Here is a 16,505-nt window from a genome sequence, read left to right as displayed (position 1 = left end):
TTACTCAAGATAAGCACGATGAAATGAAATGTTTGTTTGCAGGTTTTTTTACCACAAAATTTACCCTCGCTTGTGAAACGCCTGCTTAGCATTTGCGGGGGGTAGGAAAAAGACCCAGCAATACGATGGGGAAAATCATGATTGCCCTACACATCTCAATAAGCGTGAAACGTCGATTATAGTCAAGGAAAATATATTTATTTATTGAATAACCTCGATTTAAACATAGTACTTTAGTATAATGTAATTATAAAGTGTAATATAATATAAAACTACTAGATATAGCTCTAAAAGTCACATAAAAGATGACAATTTAAGGGGAATGACAAGTGGTCAAGAAAACGAAGCTTCGACTCGGGGAATTACTTGTTCAAGCTGGGTTGATTTCCGAAGAACAATTGAATGAAGCGCTTGAAAAGAAAGACTCCAGTCAAAAACTCGGAGACTATTTGACTGAGCAAAACTTAATCACAGATGTTCAAGTTGCTGAATTGCTGGAAGAGCAGCTGGGTTATCCGCATATTCGTTTACACAATTATCCTTTCGATCAGACATTATTGAAGTTGATTCCAAAAGAGTATGTCCAGGAAAAAAATATTGTTCCATTAAAGCGTGAAAAAAACAAACTCTTTCTGGCCATTTCCGATCCATTGGATTATTTTACACTCAACGATGTCCGGTTAATGACTGGATTTGAAGTCGAGCCTGTAATTGTCGTCAAAGATGAAATACGACAAGCGATTTTAACACTTTATGAACAAGAAGATTTTACCGAAGAACTGGAAGAGCAATTTCGAGAAGAAGCGGTTCATGATTTAACGATGGAAGAAGCCAGTTCGCCAATCGTAAAAATTTTAAACCAGCTTTTCCAGCAAGCCGTTGTCCAAAAGGCGAGTGATATTCATATTGATCCCCAAGAAATGAAAGTGTTCGTCCGGCTTCGTATTGATGGAGCGTTAAGGACAGAGCAAACATTTTCTAAAGGTGTACAAGCGTCGATGATCACCCGAGTGAAAATTTTGGCCGGGCTTGACATCACGGAACAAAAGATCCCGCAAGACGGACGGATCAAAATGAAGATTGAAGGAAGAAAGGTCGACTTTCGAGTCAGTACTTTACCAACCATTTTTGGTGAAAAAGTCGTTATCCGGGTGCTTGATACCGCAGCTACTTCAAACAACTTGGAAGAACTCGGCTTCTCTGAAAAAAATTATGAGAAGTTCATCAAGATGATTGAAGAACCTTTTGGCATTGTGCTATTGACTGGACCAACCGGCTCTGGAAAAACATCAACCATGTATGCCGCACTAACTCGGTTAAACGATGAATCGATCAACATCATCACTGTCGAGGACCCGGTAGAGTACCAATTGGATGGCATTAATCAAATTCAAGTCAATCCGAAAGTTGATCTAACGTTTGCGAATGGTTTGCGGGCGATCCTCCGACAAGATCCGGATATTATCATGCTCGGTGAAATTCGTGACCAAGAAACGGCAAACATGGCAGTTCGAGCGTCAATTACAGGACACTTAGTCCTTAGTACGCTTCATACAAATGATTCGATTGGAGCGATCGACCGATTGAAAAACATCGGTGTCGAGCAATTTTTGATTGGATCCTCCATCAATGGTGTTGTTGCACAGCGTTTAGTGAGGACGGTTTGTCGTGAATGCGTACGGGTTGTTGAACCATCAATTCGGGAAAAAGCTATTTTTAGTAAGTATAATATAGAGATAGAGGCAATCAAACGGGGTGCCGGCTGTCCGTCATGTAATCAGACAGGCTATCGTGGCAGAACAGCGATCCATGAAGTGTTATACATTGATGATGAGATCCGGGAAGCGATATTAAATGAAAAAACATCCGTTCATATTGAACAATTAGCGAGACAGAAAGGGTTTACCTATTTGTTCGAGGATGGATTACACAAAGTAAAACAAGGACTTACGACGACCGAAGAAGTCTTCCGAGTCGCTCAAGAATAATTGGGGGCATCGATCATGGCATCGTTCCGCTATACCGTATTTGATATCGAAGGAAAAGTTGAAAAAGGGAAACTTGAAGCCTATAACAAAGAGCAAGCAAGAAAGATGCTAAGAGATCAAGGCTATAAAATTGAAGCCATTAATGAAATAAAAGAAACAATCTGGAACAAGGATCTTCATTTTGGTAAAATCGTTAAACCGCGTGAATTCGTCGTTTTTCTGAGGCAATTCCAAGCTTTACTGAAAGCGGGACTGACCATTGTTGAAGCAATTTACCTATTAAGAGAACAAACGAAAAATAAATATTTTCACAAAGCGCTGTATTATATCGAAATTGATCTCCGTCAAGGAAAGTCATTGACACAAGCAATGGCAAATCACCCAAAGATCTTCTCGGAATTCTTTCGGAATATGATTCATAGCGGAGAAGAGAGCGGATCACTCGAACCGACACTGAATGCATTAGCGGATTACTATCATAAACAGCACCAGACGAGTCAGAGGATGAAATCAACTTTTGCTTATCCAGTTACCGTGCTAGTCGTCGCCATTGCCGTTGTTGTATTTCTATTAATCTATGTCGTTCCACAATTCGTCGCGATGTTTAATTCGTACGAAGCGGAGCTGCCGAGTGTAACAAAATTTGTACTCGGAGCAAGTGACTTTGTCGGCAACTTTTGGTGGTTGCTATTAATTCTAATAATTGGTATTATTTCATTAATTTATTACTTATTTCATCAAGAAAATACTGGGATAAAGATGGAACGATTTTTATTAAAACTACCTGTCATTGGCAGTATATTAGTTAAATCAAACTTAGCATCGATTGCCCGGTCGATGAGCTCTCTGCTAGGAAATTCGGTTCCGATTATCCAGGCAATGGAGCTGACTGAAAACACGACGAGCAATCGCATTTTCAAGCAAGCCCTTGTGCGGACAAGACATTCGCTTATCCAAGGTGGGTCTTTCGCAGAACCACTGAAGCAGCACTGGGCATTCCCATATATGTTCACTGAAATGATTGCCGTCGGCGAACGAACCGGCTCACTGCCAGACATGTTAAAACAAGTTGCAAGCTTTTACGAAGAAGATTTGGAAACAGCTAACGATCAGCTGAAATCATTATTGGAACCATTGCTGATCATCACTTTATCCGTAGTCGTTGGTACGATCATCTTATCGATCATCATGCCAATGTTTGAGCTGTTTAATCAAATTAATTAACCAAGTTTTTCATCACATCGATAACTACCGCGCTATAACCTTATCGATGTTTGAATATAATTAAATTATTTAAGGGAGAGGATTTCATGCAAGCTATTTTAAGAAAGCGCGTCAGCAATTCAAAAGGGGTCACACTTGTTGAGTTGTTAGCAGTACTCGTTATTTTGGGGATTATTGCATTGATTGCTGTTCCGGCAATTGCAGGGGTGATTGATGATTCGAAGGAGAGTAGTATTAAGTCTACAGCGATTAACACGATTAATGCAGTTGAATTGTATTCAGTAACTAACGATCTGTCTGATGATGCAATATCTGATTTGGCTCATAGTGAGATTGAAGGTGAATATGTTAAGGATCGGGATGGATTTGAGTGGGTAGCCTCAGACAATACAACTAACACTGCTTTTCCAACCTTTGGCGTAAATAGCGATGATGAGATTACTATAACTGGAACTGGTGAGATTGATGGTGTGACAGTTACTTTTGAAAAAGCTACTATTAATGATATAAATGAATCTGATAGTACAACTGTTGATGGTACTTCTACAGGCGATGGAAATTAAGATAAACGCAGATAGGATTTGATTAAAAGCGCGGCATTACGCCGCGCTTCCTATTAACCTAGTCAGGAATGATGGCTTTTGATCATAGGAATTTATCTTTACATAGCGGTCCTTGGGTTAATCTTGGGCTCTTTTTATAATGTGGTAGGTTTACGCGTTCCAAATGGAGAGTCAATCGTCCACCCGCCATCCCATTGTCCAAACTGCCAACACCGTTTAACACCACTTGAACTCATCCCAGTTTTTTCGTATATCGCACTTGGTGGAAAGTGCCGAAACTGTCGGTCGAAAATCTCACCGATCTACCCATTTTTTGAAGCGTTGACAGCAGCATTATTCGTATTTGCCTTTTATCAGATAGGATTTGATTGGAATCTATTAAACGCTTGGAGTTTAATCAGTTTATTGATCATTATTTCGATTTCTGATCTACATACACAATTAATTCCCGATCGGGTACTCATTTTTTTCTTTATATTAATCGGGACATTACGCATATTCATTCCAACGGATCCTTGGTATGATGCCTACCTTGGTGCAGTGGTAGGGTTCTTATTATTACTGATTCTGGCAGTCATCAGTCGTGGAGGCATGGGTGGTGGCGACATTAAATTATATGCGGTCCTTGGTCTCGCGCTCGGTTTGCAAAATACGATTCTATCTTTACTATTGGCCGCATTTCTCGGTACGATCGTTGGCTTGATATTAATGCCACTTGGGAAGATCAAGCGAGGAATACCTTTTGCGTTTGGTCCGTTTATTGCACTCGGTGCCTTATTGGCCTATTTTTATGGCGATTCGATGATTGAGTGGTATGTTACAACATTCTTCTACTAAAAGGTGAAAACATGAAAAACAATCTATTCATCAACTTGGAAATTAAAGACTATGTCATTCGATTCGTTGAATGGAATGCAGAAACAAGAAAGATCGTGAAATTCGGCGAGCATTATATTTCGCGTGGAATTATTTCGAATGGAATGATTGAAGACCGAGATGAGTTTTTAAAGATTATTCGCATGCTGTCCAAAAAATGGCGCTTGAAACGTAAACAGATCAGAATGACGATGCCTGATGCAGCGGTTATTATTCGAAAACAGTCCATTCCTTCGACGGTTGCTGAGGATGAAATTCAGCAATACGTAACCTTTGCGTTAGGTGAGTCGATTCATTTGCCGTTTGACCAACCGGTGATTGAAATTCTTTCTTTAGGGACAAACAATGAAGAAGACACCACGGATGAAAAGGAAATTGTCATGATTTCAACAGATGAAGAACTTGTCCATGACTATTCCACTTGCTTTCAAGAGGTAGGTTTAAAGCTTGTTTCGATCGATATTTCACCGTTGAATTATTATCGTCTTTTCGAGGAACAGCAACTTCTTGAATCGTCGGATGAGTTATTGTTAATCCAATACCATGTAGAAAATGTCGTTTTCACCGCAATAGAAGATGGCAATCCAATTTTTATCCAACAGTTTTCGTTATTCGATGACACGACGGATCCACAAAGCTATGGACCAACATTGCATAAAGAGGATTTTAGCCGCCAAGAGGTAATGGAGCAATTCAGTGAAATCAACACGGAGATTGAACGAATTCAACGATTCTACCGTTATTCTATGAATGATGGTAAAAAGCAATTTACGAAAATGGCATTGGTTGGTGACACACCATTTTTAAGTGAGATTCATAGCCAATTGGAAGAGCTTTATGAAATCCCGGTGATTGAATTGGATGTAGACCATTTTTCCGGACCAAAGGGTTTGAAGGTCGAACAGCGTTTTCATCAGGCACTAGGGCTAGCAATGAGAGCAGGGATATAGATGGCAGCCGAAATTAATCTATTACGTAAAAGAGAACCGAAAAATCAAGGATCTTTTCTCGTTGGTGCGTTATTGACGATAACGACTGTATTAGCGGTTGCCATCTGTTTTTTACTCGCCTGGCAACAAGGTAGTGAAATAAGCTCAGTCGAAAACCGTATTCAGCAACAGGAGCAATTGAACCAAGCTTTGATGGAACAAGTGGAAGGCCCGGTGAATGATAGCGAACTTCAGCAACGGAAAAACTATATCGATCAAGTTTTGCCGTTACATCCGGAGGTTAGCTCATCCATTCAGGAAATTTCCAATCAATTGCCAAGTTCAGCAGCGATTGAACAGTTTACGTATATTGATAACTCTATTGAAGTCTCAATAAACGTACGTACGAGCCACCAAGCGACACAATACTTGAATCAATTGAGAGCGGTTCAAGGCGTGAATGATGTGTTACTACACTCAATTTTGGCAATTCCAGAAGAAGATTATTACTCCGCAACTTATACGATGCAAATTGAAGCAGGTGAATCGTCATGAAAATAAAGCTTCAGCCAAGTCAAATCAAAATCATCCTCATTTGGATGGCCCTACTCATTGTAGGTGGGACGGCATTTTACTTTTTTTATTATAGTAGTCAAGCGGACGAATTAAACCGTGCGAATGAAAAACTGAAGATTGAAGAACAGCGAGAAGAAGCGCTTAAGCAAGCAAAGAATAAGCAAGAAGATATGGAAGCAATTACGATTGATGATTTACTCGTTCAATTGCCAGAGGGATTGAATGAAAAAGGATTTGTACAAACGGTCGAACGCGCAGCAAACGGGGAGCGTCTTTCAATTGAAGAGTACCTTTTTGAAGAACCAGCAGCCGTATTCGAAGATCAAGAAATCATCCAGCAGACCGTGACACTGAATGGACAAGCCAATTCGATACGTGCCATTGAACGATTCATTCAACAATTGGAATCCGAAGAACGAATCATTCAAGTAAGCCGATTGACTTACCAAGAGCAGGACGCTGAAGAAATTAGCTTCCAGGCTGGCGTCATCATCTATGGAACTGGTGAACTCGTGAATGGGGAAGAGGAACAAGAAGAAAGCTGAGCAGTCGATTCTCGTAATCGATCACTCAGCTTTTTTTGGTTCTTTTACTATTGATAATGGAGATATGCTCGCGACTAATGGAGTCAAACAGCGGAATTTCACCCAAACCTTGTTGAGCTTCAGTGTTAATGGAGCGAACTTCAGTGTTTATTTCGGTTTCTTCAGTGTTAAATAGGTTTTCTTCAGTGTTAAAGTAGCAATCTTCAGGGTTAAATCAGATTTCTTCAGTGTTAATTGTGAAAGCTTCAGTGTTAATTCAAAAACCCGTTCTTTTAATCTATTGCTCGATTTCGTAACGATACAATGGCGAATAGTATGCAAGCCAAACTAAGCAATAATGTGACGATTGCACTGAACCAAATTTCGATATCTAAATCGCCTGTATGCAAGTAGATGGAAATATATTCGGTTATTTTAGCCGGGCTCCACCCGAGTACGTGGCCAAAGATGTTCGTCATGACTGTCAAAATGATGACTGTAATGATCGATAAGAAAGCAATCAATCCGGGTGATTTGAACCAAGTATTATAAAGAATGACGATAGCGATGACCAAGGTTAACCAGCATGCATAAAACAAAGCAGCAACGAACATTTGGCTAAGCGCTAATTCTCCGAAAAGAAGATTCGTATAATACCAGCTTGCGAGTAGACCGAGTAAAAGCGAAACCATCATAAGTAACCAGTAGGAGAAGAACTTTCCTGTGACATAATTCGTATACTTTACAGGCTTGGCGAGGATCAGTTCATATACACCACTTTTGATTTCACCGGAAATGGTTCCCATCGACATGACGGTCAGTATTAAAACTCCTATCATATTTAGCTGGGAAAAACTCATCAACATCGCTTCAGACGGACTTGGCATTGGTATGTCGATGACGGTGCCTTCTGGTAGTCCACCGGCAGATTCGATGATGATTGGCATATAATAAGTAGAAATTAGATCCATAATAGAGATAAGGATAAACACAATCGGCACCCAGAGCCATTTGAAATTTCGCCAGTTTTCGGTGAGTTCTTTTTTCAGAATGACGGTCCATTGCATTATTTATTCACCGCCTTCATAAAGATATCTTCCAATGTCCCTGAAGTGATCTCAAACAATGAAAGTTCCCAACCCTCTTCTTGAACACGACTGAAAATCGTATCTCGAGCAGCATTTAAATCATGTACTGAAACATCAAAAGTCCCGTTTTCCTCAGTCACTTGGTACACGGAATCAATTTCTTTTAATTTTTCATGAATGAATTTAGGTTCTTTTTCAAAGGCAAGACGGATTGTAACCGTTTGCTGCATCCCACGAATCTCTGAAATCGGTCCTTGCTCGATTAACTTCCCATCATTCATGAGAAGGATCTCTTCGCTCACTTCTTCAGCATCATTTAAAATATGAGTTGAAAATAAAACCGTCGCGTCTTTTTTTAATTCACGAATTAAGTTCAAAACTTCCCGGCGTCCAATTGGGTCGAGAGACGACACCGGTTCATCGAGCATGATCAGTTTTGGTTCATGAATCAACGCTTGAGCAATCCCGAGTCGTTGCTTCATTCCACCGGAGTATTTTCCAATTCGCTTTTTGCCAGATTCCGTTAAATGGACAAGTTGTAAAAGTTCATTTGATCTGTCGGATGCTTCTTTTTTAGTCAATCCAGCTAACTGACCGGCATAGTGTAAAAACTCTTCACCAGACATCCACGGGTAAAAGCTTGGATACTGCGGAAGATAACCGACAAATTTTCTGAAGTCTTTTGAAAGGGTATCTTCATTAAATGAAATTGAGCCACTAGTCGGTTGAATAAACCCAGCTAACATACGTAAGGTCGTTGTTTTCCCCGCACCATTCGGTCCAAGCAAAGCGACACACTTTCCCGGTTGAAGATCAAAACTGACATGATCCACGACAGCATGCTTCGAATAAGTTTTCGTTAAATCATTCACAGACACTAACTCCATTTTTTATCTCCTCTTTCCAGCGATAAAATAAACGATTGGACCAATAATATTGACGAAAATAATGACAAGCGCCCAAACCCACTTCGGTCCCCGCGGAACTTCATTTTTAGCCAAATCAATCAAGGCAATGACCATTAAAATCAATTGCAGTACAAACAGCGGTGCAAGAATCGCTAAATTCTCTTGAATAATTTTTAACCCTTCCATTTGATCTCCCATCCTTTTGCTGATAGATTCTATAATTCTCTAAACTGCATGGTGTGATGAGTGAATACCGTTCAAAGAATTGCGCAGACTGTTCAAAGCTGCGTGTTGACCGTTCAAAGAATTGCGCAGACTGTTCAAAAAAAGCACATCACCGCTCATGCAAACCAACACCTTCACTCAAGCAACGGACTGAACCGCTATAATATACGTACGGTTAATCATTCAAAAAGGTTTCAAGTCATTCTATTGAACTTTTAATGTAATATTTAACATAAAAAAAGATAGCCAATACTAGTATCGACTATCATTCCTCTATTCATAACTTATATTTTATTTAAATCAGATATTAATTTTTCAAGCATGTTCAATACGATGCGTTGCTTTTTTACAGGCATTCTAGCAAGCTCGCGAAATCGTTCGTTGAATTGTTTGTTGCGTATGATGAAATCTATGAGTTGGATAATGTTTTCATCTTGTTGTGAAACTTCTTCTTCCAATGAATAAATGCGTTCAATTTCGCGGAGAACGTGTTCTTTCGTGATTGATCGTCCAATGAGTTGATCAAGGGAAATTTCGAAAAGTTCACTGAGCTTGATCAACATATGTAAGTCGGGCTGCGCTGATTGGTTTTCCCATTTGGCAATCATTGAACGAGAGACATTCAGAGCGTCTGCGACATATTGTTGCGTCCAGTTATTCTGTTCGCGAAAATATCGGATATTTGCTGCTAAATTGAATGGCATTTACACACACGCTTTCCGTTTAAGAAGTAACGGTAACAACCGCTTGATCAAGCAACCAGGATACTGGAAACATACGTTATATCTCATCATGCTATCACTAAAAAAAACGGAAAGGGAGGCAGTTCGTGTTCTTATTCTTCACAATGGAGAAATTGTTCTAAATAAGAACAAAAAGTCATGAAAAAAGAGCCACTGATTGGTTGTTCCGTCAATGACTCTATATACAGGTTATCCACAATAGAAATGGGATTTATTTAACTATTCACAGACTTATTCACATTATCCACAAGCAAGAGCGTATGTTCTTGTGAATAAAAGGAGTTGAAAAAACAGGCATTCACAGAGTTACTCACAATTTGTGGACAGTTGTGGATAACTTAGTTGTTTTTGATCAGAAAATCATTTCAGAATACCGATGGACTGATTTATACAACTAAAAGATTAAGATATGCACCTAAGTCAGCGGGATATACGGCCAAGCCGGTGTGATATGAACCCAAATTGGAAGGATATGTGCCCAACCCGATGGGATATGCTCCCAAGTCGGCAGGATATACACCCAAGTCAGCGAGATATGAGCCCAGTCGCAAAGATATGCCCAAACTGATGGTATATTAGCTTAATCAAAATTATATACACTCAAACCGGTGAGATATGCTCCCAACTCAAAAGGATATGCGACCAACTCGGCGGGAAATGTGCCCAAACTGGAAGGATATTCGCCCAAACCCGGGAGATATGCTCCCAAACTGGTAAGATATGCGCCTATACCGACGGGATATGCACCCAATTGAAAGTATATGCCCAGCCGGGTGGGATATGTGTCTAAACTGGTGAGATATGCTCCCAAGTCAAAAGGATATGCGCCCAACTCGGCGGTAAATGTGCCCAAACTGGAAGGATATTCGCCCAAACCCGGGAGATATGCTCCCAAACTGGTAAGATATGCGCCCAAACCGACGAAATATGCACCCCATTCTATAAAATATGCGCCCATCCTACATACATACGTCAATAAATATGTGCCAGATCATTTACTTAAGCCTCCAACTCATCCACAACAAGTTGTTCTCGCTCGTTCATAAACAATAGATAGGCCTCTTTATGAATGGCGTACAGTTTGTAACGTTTATTCCCCTGGTTGATCTTTTCATAAACGTGTGGAAAAGTGTCATTGGCAATAACGGCGTATGGTATTTTATTCATGGCTGCGATGGACCGGGCATTCAATTGATTAACTTTCAAAAATACTAGGTCGATGTCGTGCTCGACGAACAGTTCATATAAAAATTGTTCCTTGGCGTATTGATTATAGCCTTTTCCGAAAAAAGGTTTTCCTAGCCATGTGGCCAAAAATCCAGCGCGATCCTCAATATCATATAAAGTAATCGCACCAATCGGGCTGCCCCAATCATCCATAATTGTTCTTGAAATCAATTCGCCATTGTCCTCTTGCTGGGCAAACCGGTTCATCAAGAAATAATAAGCTTCCAATGAATCGGCTTTTTCACGGACATATGGTTTTACCGCTCGGTCATTCAATAGGGGGAAGAGAATGTGCGCGTCTTGTAAATCACGTTTTTTAAGCATAATAAAACACCCTCCATTTTTATGAGGGTGTCAAAGAAAACGGCACATGTGTGGCGTTCGTTTCACCCTCGAATTTTTATCTGTTACAACAAAAATCCGGGGTGGGAATCGAACCCACTAGAACCGCATGATATCAAGCGGTGGCGCACCATTTGCCTTCCCTATTTCTTTAAGAAAATCATACACTTTTTTCGGTCGTTTGCCAATCGCTTTTTAAGTCGAAAAGCGAATTTTTTTAATGAGAAGGTCAATTATTTATAAATATTATCAAGTGCTCGATCCAGTGAACGATATTTAAACGAATAACCGCTGTCCTGCAGCTTCCTTGGTAGAACATATTGACCTTTTAAAATTAAATCACTCATATCACCTAACGCTACTCTTACGGGGGAAGAAGGGATGGAAAGCCATGTCGGTCGATTCAATGTCTCAGCCAATTTTTTGCCGAAATCCTTGTTTCGTTTCGGTTTAGGTGCTGTAAAATTCACAGGTCCCGACAGTTCTTCTTGGTGAATGATCCAATCAATCGCACAGACGACGTCTTGGATATGGATCCATGACATCCACTGCTCACCAGAACCAATTTTTCCGCCGATCATCATTTGATAAGGTAGTGCGAATAACGGCAATACCCCGTTGTTCCGATCCAGAATCAGTCCGAATCTGGCGAAAACAGTTCGAACACCGATCGTTTCGGCTGCCTGGGCTTCAGCCTCCCACACATCACAAACTTCCGCCAAAAAGTCGCGTCCGGCGACCATCGTATTTTCCGTGAAAATTTTTTCGGTCGATGTTCCATAATAGCCGATTGCTGAAGCGTTAATATACACTTCAGGCTTTTCTTTTAAAGCGTCCATCACGCGAATGAACTCTCTTGTCGTCGTCATGCGGCTTTCCAAAATTGAACGTTTTCTTTCTTCCGTCCAGCGACCACTATTCAACGATTCACCAGCTAAATTAATGCAAACATCAACGTGCTGAATGGGTATTTCTGGTTGGCTATCTGGCGTTAACCATTCGATGTATTTTACATAGGGTTCATCTTTATGTTTTTCTGGTTGACGCGTTAGTACGTAAATCATATTCTCCGGATTCCGAAAATGGTCAATCAATCGTCTGCCGACAAATCCGGTGCCACCAGCAATCATGATTCTCAAGTGGAAGTCCCTCCTATCGTGTATTATAATGGAAGTAATTTAAAATGAGGTGTCAATATGATAGTCAGTCGGATAACAACGCAAAAGAAGAATAAAAACCGATATAATGTTTTTATAAAAACGAATGAAGTAGAATCGTTCGGATTTGGCGTTCATGAGGACTTGCTGATCCGACATGCGATTCGAAAAGGGATGGAAATCTCCCAATCCGAAATAGATGAAATAAAAAAACAAGATGCAATCCACCAATACTATACCCTTTCCATCAATTATTTAAGCTACCGAATGCGAGCAGAATCTGAAATGGTTGATTATTTAGTGAAAAAGGAAGCGACAGAAGAAGAAATCGCTTTTGTGATGGAAAAATTAATTCAAGAGAAATTAATCGATGATGTAGCCTTTAGTGAAGCTTATGTTCAAACGAAAATAAACACGACAAGTAAAGGACCAAATAAAATTAAGCAAGAATTGATGCAGAAAAAGATTTCGCCTGCTACGATTGACGGAGCGATGGAAAAGTACTCAAAAGAAATAGAAGTTGAAAAAGCAGCCAAACTATTACAGAAAAAGACACGTTCTTCCAACAGGGAGTCATTCCATACGCAATTGAACAAAGCCAAGCAATCGATGCTGCAGCAAGGCTATCAAATGGATGCGATCCAAATGGCAGTCGAAGAAATTGATTTGGAAAAAGATGAAGATGCGGAAAAAGAAGCTGTCTTTTATCAAGGAGAGAAAATTTGGACGAAACAAGCACGGAAGCATGAAGGTGGCATGTTGATTCAAAAGGTGAAGGCATCCCTTTATCAGAAAGGTTTTCAAGGCGAGTTGATTGAACAGTTTATCGATGAAAAAATGAATGAAGAAATAGAATCCTAAAAAGGAAGTGAAAATAATGGAAAAAAGATATAGTGAATACACGATCCCGGAATTGCGTTCTGAGATCGGTCGGTTGAAGGCAAGGGCACAAAATGCCGAACAACTCGGTATGATCAATGAGTTTGAAGTATATCAACGAAAAATGGTCATGGCTGAAGCCTATATGATGGACCCAAAGGATTACAATAAAGGTGATGTATACGAGCTAGAAGGTGCGGTTGGTGAAACGTTCACGATTAGCTACCTGAAAGGCGTCTTTGCTTGGGGAACGAGAAGAAGTGTAGAAGGGGATATCATCGATGAAGAAGAAGCCCTTCCAATATCCTTGTTGAAAAATAAAATTGAGCTGTATTAATTCAAAAACAAGGCTGCCTTGAAATCCAATCGCTAGGCAGCCTTACTTTAAGATAGAACATCTAATTTTTTTTGTAGTTTTTCTTCAGAATAAACCCAACCAGTATACGAAGTCAGGATATTATAAAACTTATCCAACGTAACGACCGCAACAAACGGATAGTGACCTTTCGAACGGTACCTTAAGTCGATGAAGCGGATTTCTGTATAATCGTCGTGCCGGTCAATCTCATAACGATAAACCGGGGAAAAGTTGACGAATGCTTGCACGTTTTTATCAAGTAATGCCGCATTCATCTCAGCTGTTTCAGGTAATGACTTCCGGTCGAATATATCGAGAATTTCAATATGGCCATCAACACTATCAGCAATGAAAAATTGATCATCTGCAACGACGGCAATCCGCCACCAATTATGCTTGATCGTCGGCTGCGTAATAATTCTTTCGATGTTTCTATCATGAAAATGACGCTTTAAAATATCAACAATTTCTTTTTTGTCCAAATATCTTTTAATGTGATAAAGAATGTTGATGAAAAAGACAATCGTGAATGTATGAATAGGATTCGCACCGAGCATCCAGGCGAAAATACCTGCAACGAAAAGATAAAAAATGAACGGATCAAACGTATTGATGAATCCCATAGCTAACCATTTATGGCTAAACGGTCTGAACGCTTGTGTGCCATATGCATTAAAAATATCGACCGTGACGTGTAAAATAATGGCGAGCATCGTCCAAAGCCATAAATGAAGATAAGAAATTTCCGGTGTGAAAAATAAAATAGGAAGCGAAACGAAAAAACTCCAGAAAATAAGCATAGGCGGTGAGTGAGAATAGCCGCGATGATGTCGAATATACGTTGCATTGTCCTTTAATTTAAAAATCGTATCGAAGTCTGGGGCGATCGAGCCAATGACAACTCCGAAAAAAGTAGCAGTAAATAAACTAGGGTCGGCTTCAACGACCGGATCTATTACAGAAAGACCACTTAATGCGACTCCCATCGTCAAGTGAGTTGCAGTATCCAACAGTGCACCTCCTTTAAGATTATTTATGTAAACACAAAGAATGGTGAGTGAATCATGAATAACACGTCAACCACATATATACCCGAAAGCTTTGATAAACATTCATTTCAACAAGACCTAATTAACTGGTACCAAAGTATTAGGAGAGAACTTCCTTGGCGAGAAAACCAAGATCCATATCGAATTTGGGTTTCTGAAATCATGCTACAACAAACGCGTGTTGATACGGTGATTCCCTACTTTAATCAGTTCATGGAACGCTTTCCAACTGTTAAAGACTTAGCCAATGCAGATGAACAAGATGTGTTAAAAGCATGGGAAGGTCTTGGTTATTATTCACGCGCTAGAAATTTACATACAGCAGTAAAAGAAGTCGTTGCTACATATGATGGCCAAATTCCATCAGAGTCATCCGAACTGAAAAAATTGAAGGGGATAGGTCCATATACGTTAGGAGCAATCATGAGCATCGCTTTTGATGAGCCAATCCCTGCTGTTGATGGTAATGTGATGCGTGTTATGTCGCGGATATTTGAGATGTATGATAATATTGCCGACCAAAAATCGAAGAAAAAATTTGAACAAGTCGTAGAAGCGGTTATTTCAAAAGAGGATCCGTCATCCTTTAATCAAGGATTGATGGAACTCGGTGCTTTAATTTGCTCGCCGAAAAAACCAAAATGCAATGAATGCCCTGTTTCATACTATTGTACGGCATTCTCAAAAGGTATCCAAGAAGAACTGCCTGTTAAAACAAAAGCGAAAAAACAACGAACGATTGCTTATTTCGCGATGGTGATTGAAGCTGATGGACAGTACCTAATTCAAAAGCGACCAGCACAAGGACTGCTCGCAAATTTATGGCAATTTCCCTTGGTCGAGCAAGCTGAGTTTCCGAAAGATGAAGCCATCCACTATATCGAATTGGAATACGGTTTGAATCTCGAAATGATTCATGAAGGTAAGCAGGTGAAACACGTATTCAGCCATGTCATATGGGTAGTCTACCCAATTTTTTGCCGCGTTTCGGACGGAGATATTTCAACAGATCACGGGCAATTTGTTACTTTGGAAGATATGGACCAATATCCACTCTCAAAAGTTCAGCATAAAATAAAACAACAAATTGCCACCACTTAAAAATAGCTTTGCTACTTGTATTAATTGACAGTAAAATTCGATGGATAACCTCCGCAAAGATTGGACAAAGTAATCATTGCGGAGGTGATATAAATGGCTAAAAACAAACGTCAGCCAAACGAAACTGCTGCAGGAACAAATATCAAAAAGGTGCAGAAGCAAAATCAATCTGCTCAAGGAAACCAATTTGCAGAAGAATTTGCTAGTGAGACGGATGCTCAGGAAGTACGTCGTCGAAACAAGCAATCTGAACAAAAAAAGTAAAATAGTAATGATGCGACCAGTCGTGCGAACAAGCGCGGCTGGTTTTTTAAACATTTTGGTGGTCAGTGTGACGTTTATCGTCAGTTAAGAGCGTTGTATCGACAGTCAGCGGTTGTTTATCAATAGTTAGGCGCGTCGTATCAACAGTCAGCGCTCGTTTATCGACAGTTAGACGTGCTGTATCAACAGTCAGCGCTCGTTTATCGACAGTTAGGCGTGCTGTATCAACAGTGAGCGTTCGTTTATCGACAGTTAGGTGCGCTTTTTCAACAGTTAGCGCTCGTTTATCGACAGTTAGACGTGCTGTATCAACAGTTAGCGCTCGTTTATCAACAGTCAGGCGCGCTGTATCAACAGTGAGCGTTCGTTTATCGACAGTTAGGCGCACCGTATCAACAGTCAGCGCTTGTTTATCAACAGTTAGGAGCGTCATATCAACAGTCAGCAAGCATTTATCAACAATTACCAACAATAAATTGTACAT

20 protein-coding genes are annotated in these 16,505 nt (G+C 40.1%); 12 read left to right on the top strand and 8 right to left on the bottom strand.

Features of this window, described 5'->3' with window-relative positions; genetic code table 11:
* Positions 1-329: 329 nt before the first annotated feature.
* From KQ486_RS11265 to KQ486_RS11230, 8 genes are all read left to right on the top strand, one after another.
* Positions 330-1,988 carry a GspE/PulE family protein gene (locus KQ486_RS11265; protein ID WP_216687681.1) on the top strand — a complete coding sequence of 553 codons (1,659 nt, stop codon included), beginning with the start codon at positions 330-332 and terminating at the stop codon, positions 1,986-1,988.
* 15 nt (positions 1,989-2,003) lie between these two features.
* Positions 2,004-3,212, top strand: a complete 1,209-nt coding sequence (locus KQ486_RS11260; RefSeq protein ID WP_216687680.1) for a type II secretion system F family protein — start codon at positions 2,004-2,006, stop codon at positions 3,210-3,212.
* An 86-nt stretch (positions 3,213-3,298) separates the two neighbouring features.
* On the top strand, positions 3,299-3,775 hold the full coding sequence (locus KQ486_RS11255; RefSeq protein WP_216687679.1) for a type II secretion system protein: 477 nt from the start codon (positions 3,299-3,301) through the stop codon (positions 3,773-3,775).
* A gap of 78 nt (positions 3,776-3,853) precedes the next feature.
* Positions 3,854-4,612: a prepilin peptidase gene (locus KQ486_RS11250; protein ID WP_216687678.1), complete on the top strand. Its 759-nt coding sequence runs from the start codon at positions 3,854-3,856 to the stop codon at positions 4,610-4,612.
* A gap of 11 nt (positions 4,613-4,623) precedes the next feature.
* Positions 4,624-5,601 (top strand): type IV pilus biogenesis protein PilM, encoded by a 978-nt coding sequence (gene pilM / locus KQ486_RS11245; protein ID WP_216687677.1) that lies wholly within the window; start codon positions 4,624-4,626, stop codon positions 5,599-5,601.
* A complete protein-coding gene (locus KQ486_RS11240) occupies positions 5,602-6,135 on the top strand; it encodes a PilN domain-containing protein (protein WP_216687676.1) in 534 nt (177 codons plus the stop codon). It abuts the gene before it with no gap.
* Complete coding sequence (locus tag KQ486_RS11235; RefSeq protein WP_216687675.1) at positions 6,132-6,701, top strand: type 4a pilus biogenesis protein PilO; 570 nt, start codon at positions 6,132-6,134, stop codon at positions 6,699-6,701. Before KQ486_RS11240 ends, KQ486_RS11235 begins: the two co-directional genes overlap by 4 nt.
* Entirely contained in the window at positions 6,673-6,876 is a 204-nt protein-coding gene (locus KQ486_RS11230) for a hypothetical protein (protein WP_216687674.1), read from the top strand. The genes KQ486_RS11235 and KQ486_RS11230 overlap by 29 nt, the downstream gene beginning before the upstream one ends.
* A 97-nt stretch (positions 6,877-6,973) precedes the next feature.
* Here the strand turns inward: KQ486_RS11230 and KQ486_RS11225 are convergent, their stop codons facing one another.
* From KQ486_RS11225 to KQ486_RS11200, 6 genes are all read right to left on the bottom strand, one after another.
* The gene (locus KQ486_RS11225) at positions 6,974-7,747 is read right to left on the bottom strand and encodes an ABC transporter permease (protein ID WP_216687673.1); all 774 of its coding nucleotides are present in this window, start codon (positions 7,745-7,747) and stop codon (positions 6,974-6,976) included.
* Entirely contained in the window at positions 7,747-8,655 is a 909-nt protein-coding gene (locus KQ486_RS11220; RefSeq protein ID WP_216687672.1) for an ABC transporter ATP-binding protein, read from the bottom strand. Before KQ486_RS11220 ends, KQ486_RS11225 begins: the two co-directional genes overlap by 1 nt.
* Positions 8,656-8,658: 3 nt before the next feature.
* Positions 8,659-8,862, bottom strand: coding sequence for a PLD nuclease N-terminal domain-containing protein (locus tag KQ486_RS11215; RefSeq protein ID WP_216687671.1), 204 nt, complete (start codon positions 8,860-8,862; stop codon positions 8,659-8,661).
* Positions 8,863-9,185: 323 nt separating this feature from the next.
* Positions 9,186-9,605 carry a helix-turn-helix domain-containing protein gene (locus KQ486_RS11210; RefSeq protein ID WP_144162201.1) on the bottom strand — a complete coding sequence of 140 codons (420 nt, stop codon included), beginning with the start codon at positions 9,603-9,605 and terminating at the stop codon, positions 9,186-9,188.
* Between the two features lie 1,038 nt (positions 9,606-10,643).
* On the bottom strand, positions 10,644-11,195 hold the full coding sequence (locus tag KQ486_RS11205) for a GNAT family N-acetyltransferase (RefSeq protein ID WP_216687670.1): 552 nt from the start codon (positions 11,193-11,195) through the stop codon (positions 10,644-10,646).
* Positions 11,196-11,446: 251 nt separating this feature from the next.
* Entirely contained in the window at positions 11,447-12,352 is a 906-nt protein-coding gene (locus KQ486_RS11200) for a TIGR01777 family oxidoreductase (protein WP_216687669.1), read from the bottom strand.
* A 57-nt stretch (positions 12,353-12,409) separates the two neighbouring features.
* Here KQ486_RS11200 and recX point away from each other — a divergent pair, with 57 nt between their 5' ends.
* Positions 12,410-13,231 carry a recombination regulator RecX gene (gene recX / locus KQ486_RS11195; protein WP_216687668.1) on the top strand — a complete coding sequence of 274 codons (822 nt, stop codon included), beginning with the start codon at positions 12,410-12,412 and terminating at the stop codon, positions 13,229-13,231.
* Positions 13,232-13,247: 16 nt separating this feature from the next.
* Complete coding sequence (locus KQ486_RS11190; protein WP_144162212.1) at positions 13,248-13,586, top strand: YfhH family protein; 339 nt, start codon at positions 13,248-13,250, stop codon at positions 13,584-13,586.
* Between the two features lie 47 nt (positions 13,587-13,633).
* Here the strand turns inward: KQ486_RS11190 and KQ486_RS11185 are convergent, their stop codons facing one another.
* Positions 13,634-14,617: a metal-dependent hydrolase gene (locus KQ486_RS11185; protein ID WP_216687667.1), complete on the bottom strand. Its 984-nt coding sequence runs from the start codon at positions 14,615-14,617 to the stop codon at positions 13,634-13,636.
* A gap of 54 nt (positions 14,618-14,671) precedes the next feature.
* On the opposite strand from KQ486_RS11185, the gene mutY reads away from it, so the two are divergent.
* Positions 14,672-15,757 carry an A/G-specific adenine glycosylase gene (mutY, locus tag KQ486_RS11180; protein ID WP_216687666.1) on the top strand — a complete coding sequence of 362 codons (1,086 nt, stop codon included), beginning with the start codon at positions 14,672-14,674 and terminating at the stop codon, positions 15,755-15,757.
* 93 nt (positions 15,758-15,850) lie between these two features.
* The gene (locus KQ486_RS11175; RefSeq protein ID WP_144088170.1) at positions 15,851-16,021 is read left to right on the top strand and encodes a gamma-type small acid-soluble spore protein; all 171 of its coding nucleotides are present in this window, start codon (positions 15,851-15,853) and stop codon (positions 16,019-16,021) included.
* A gap of 46 nt (positions 16,022-16,067) precedes the next feature.
* On the opposite strand, the gene KQ486_RS11170 is transcribed toward KQ486_RS11175, so the two are convergent.
* On the bottom strand, positions 16,068-16,505 hold the full coding sequence (locus tag KQ486_RS11170) for a hypothetical protein (RefSeq protein WP_216687665.1): 438 nt from the start codon (positions 16,503-16,505) through the stop codon (positions 16,068-16,070).

The organism is Allobacillus halotolerans, from assembly GCF_018967645.1.
In the GTDB taxonomy this organism is placed as follows: domain Bacteria; phylum Bacillota; class Bacilli; order Bacillales; family Alkalibacillaceae; genus Allobacillus; species Allobacillus halotolerans.
The sequence above is the reverse complement of the archived record's forward strand: the minus strand, read 5'-3'. Positions and strand labels throughout refer to the sequence as shown.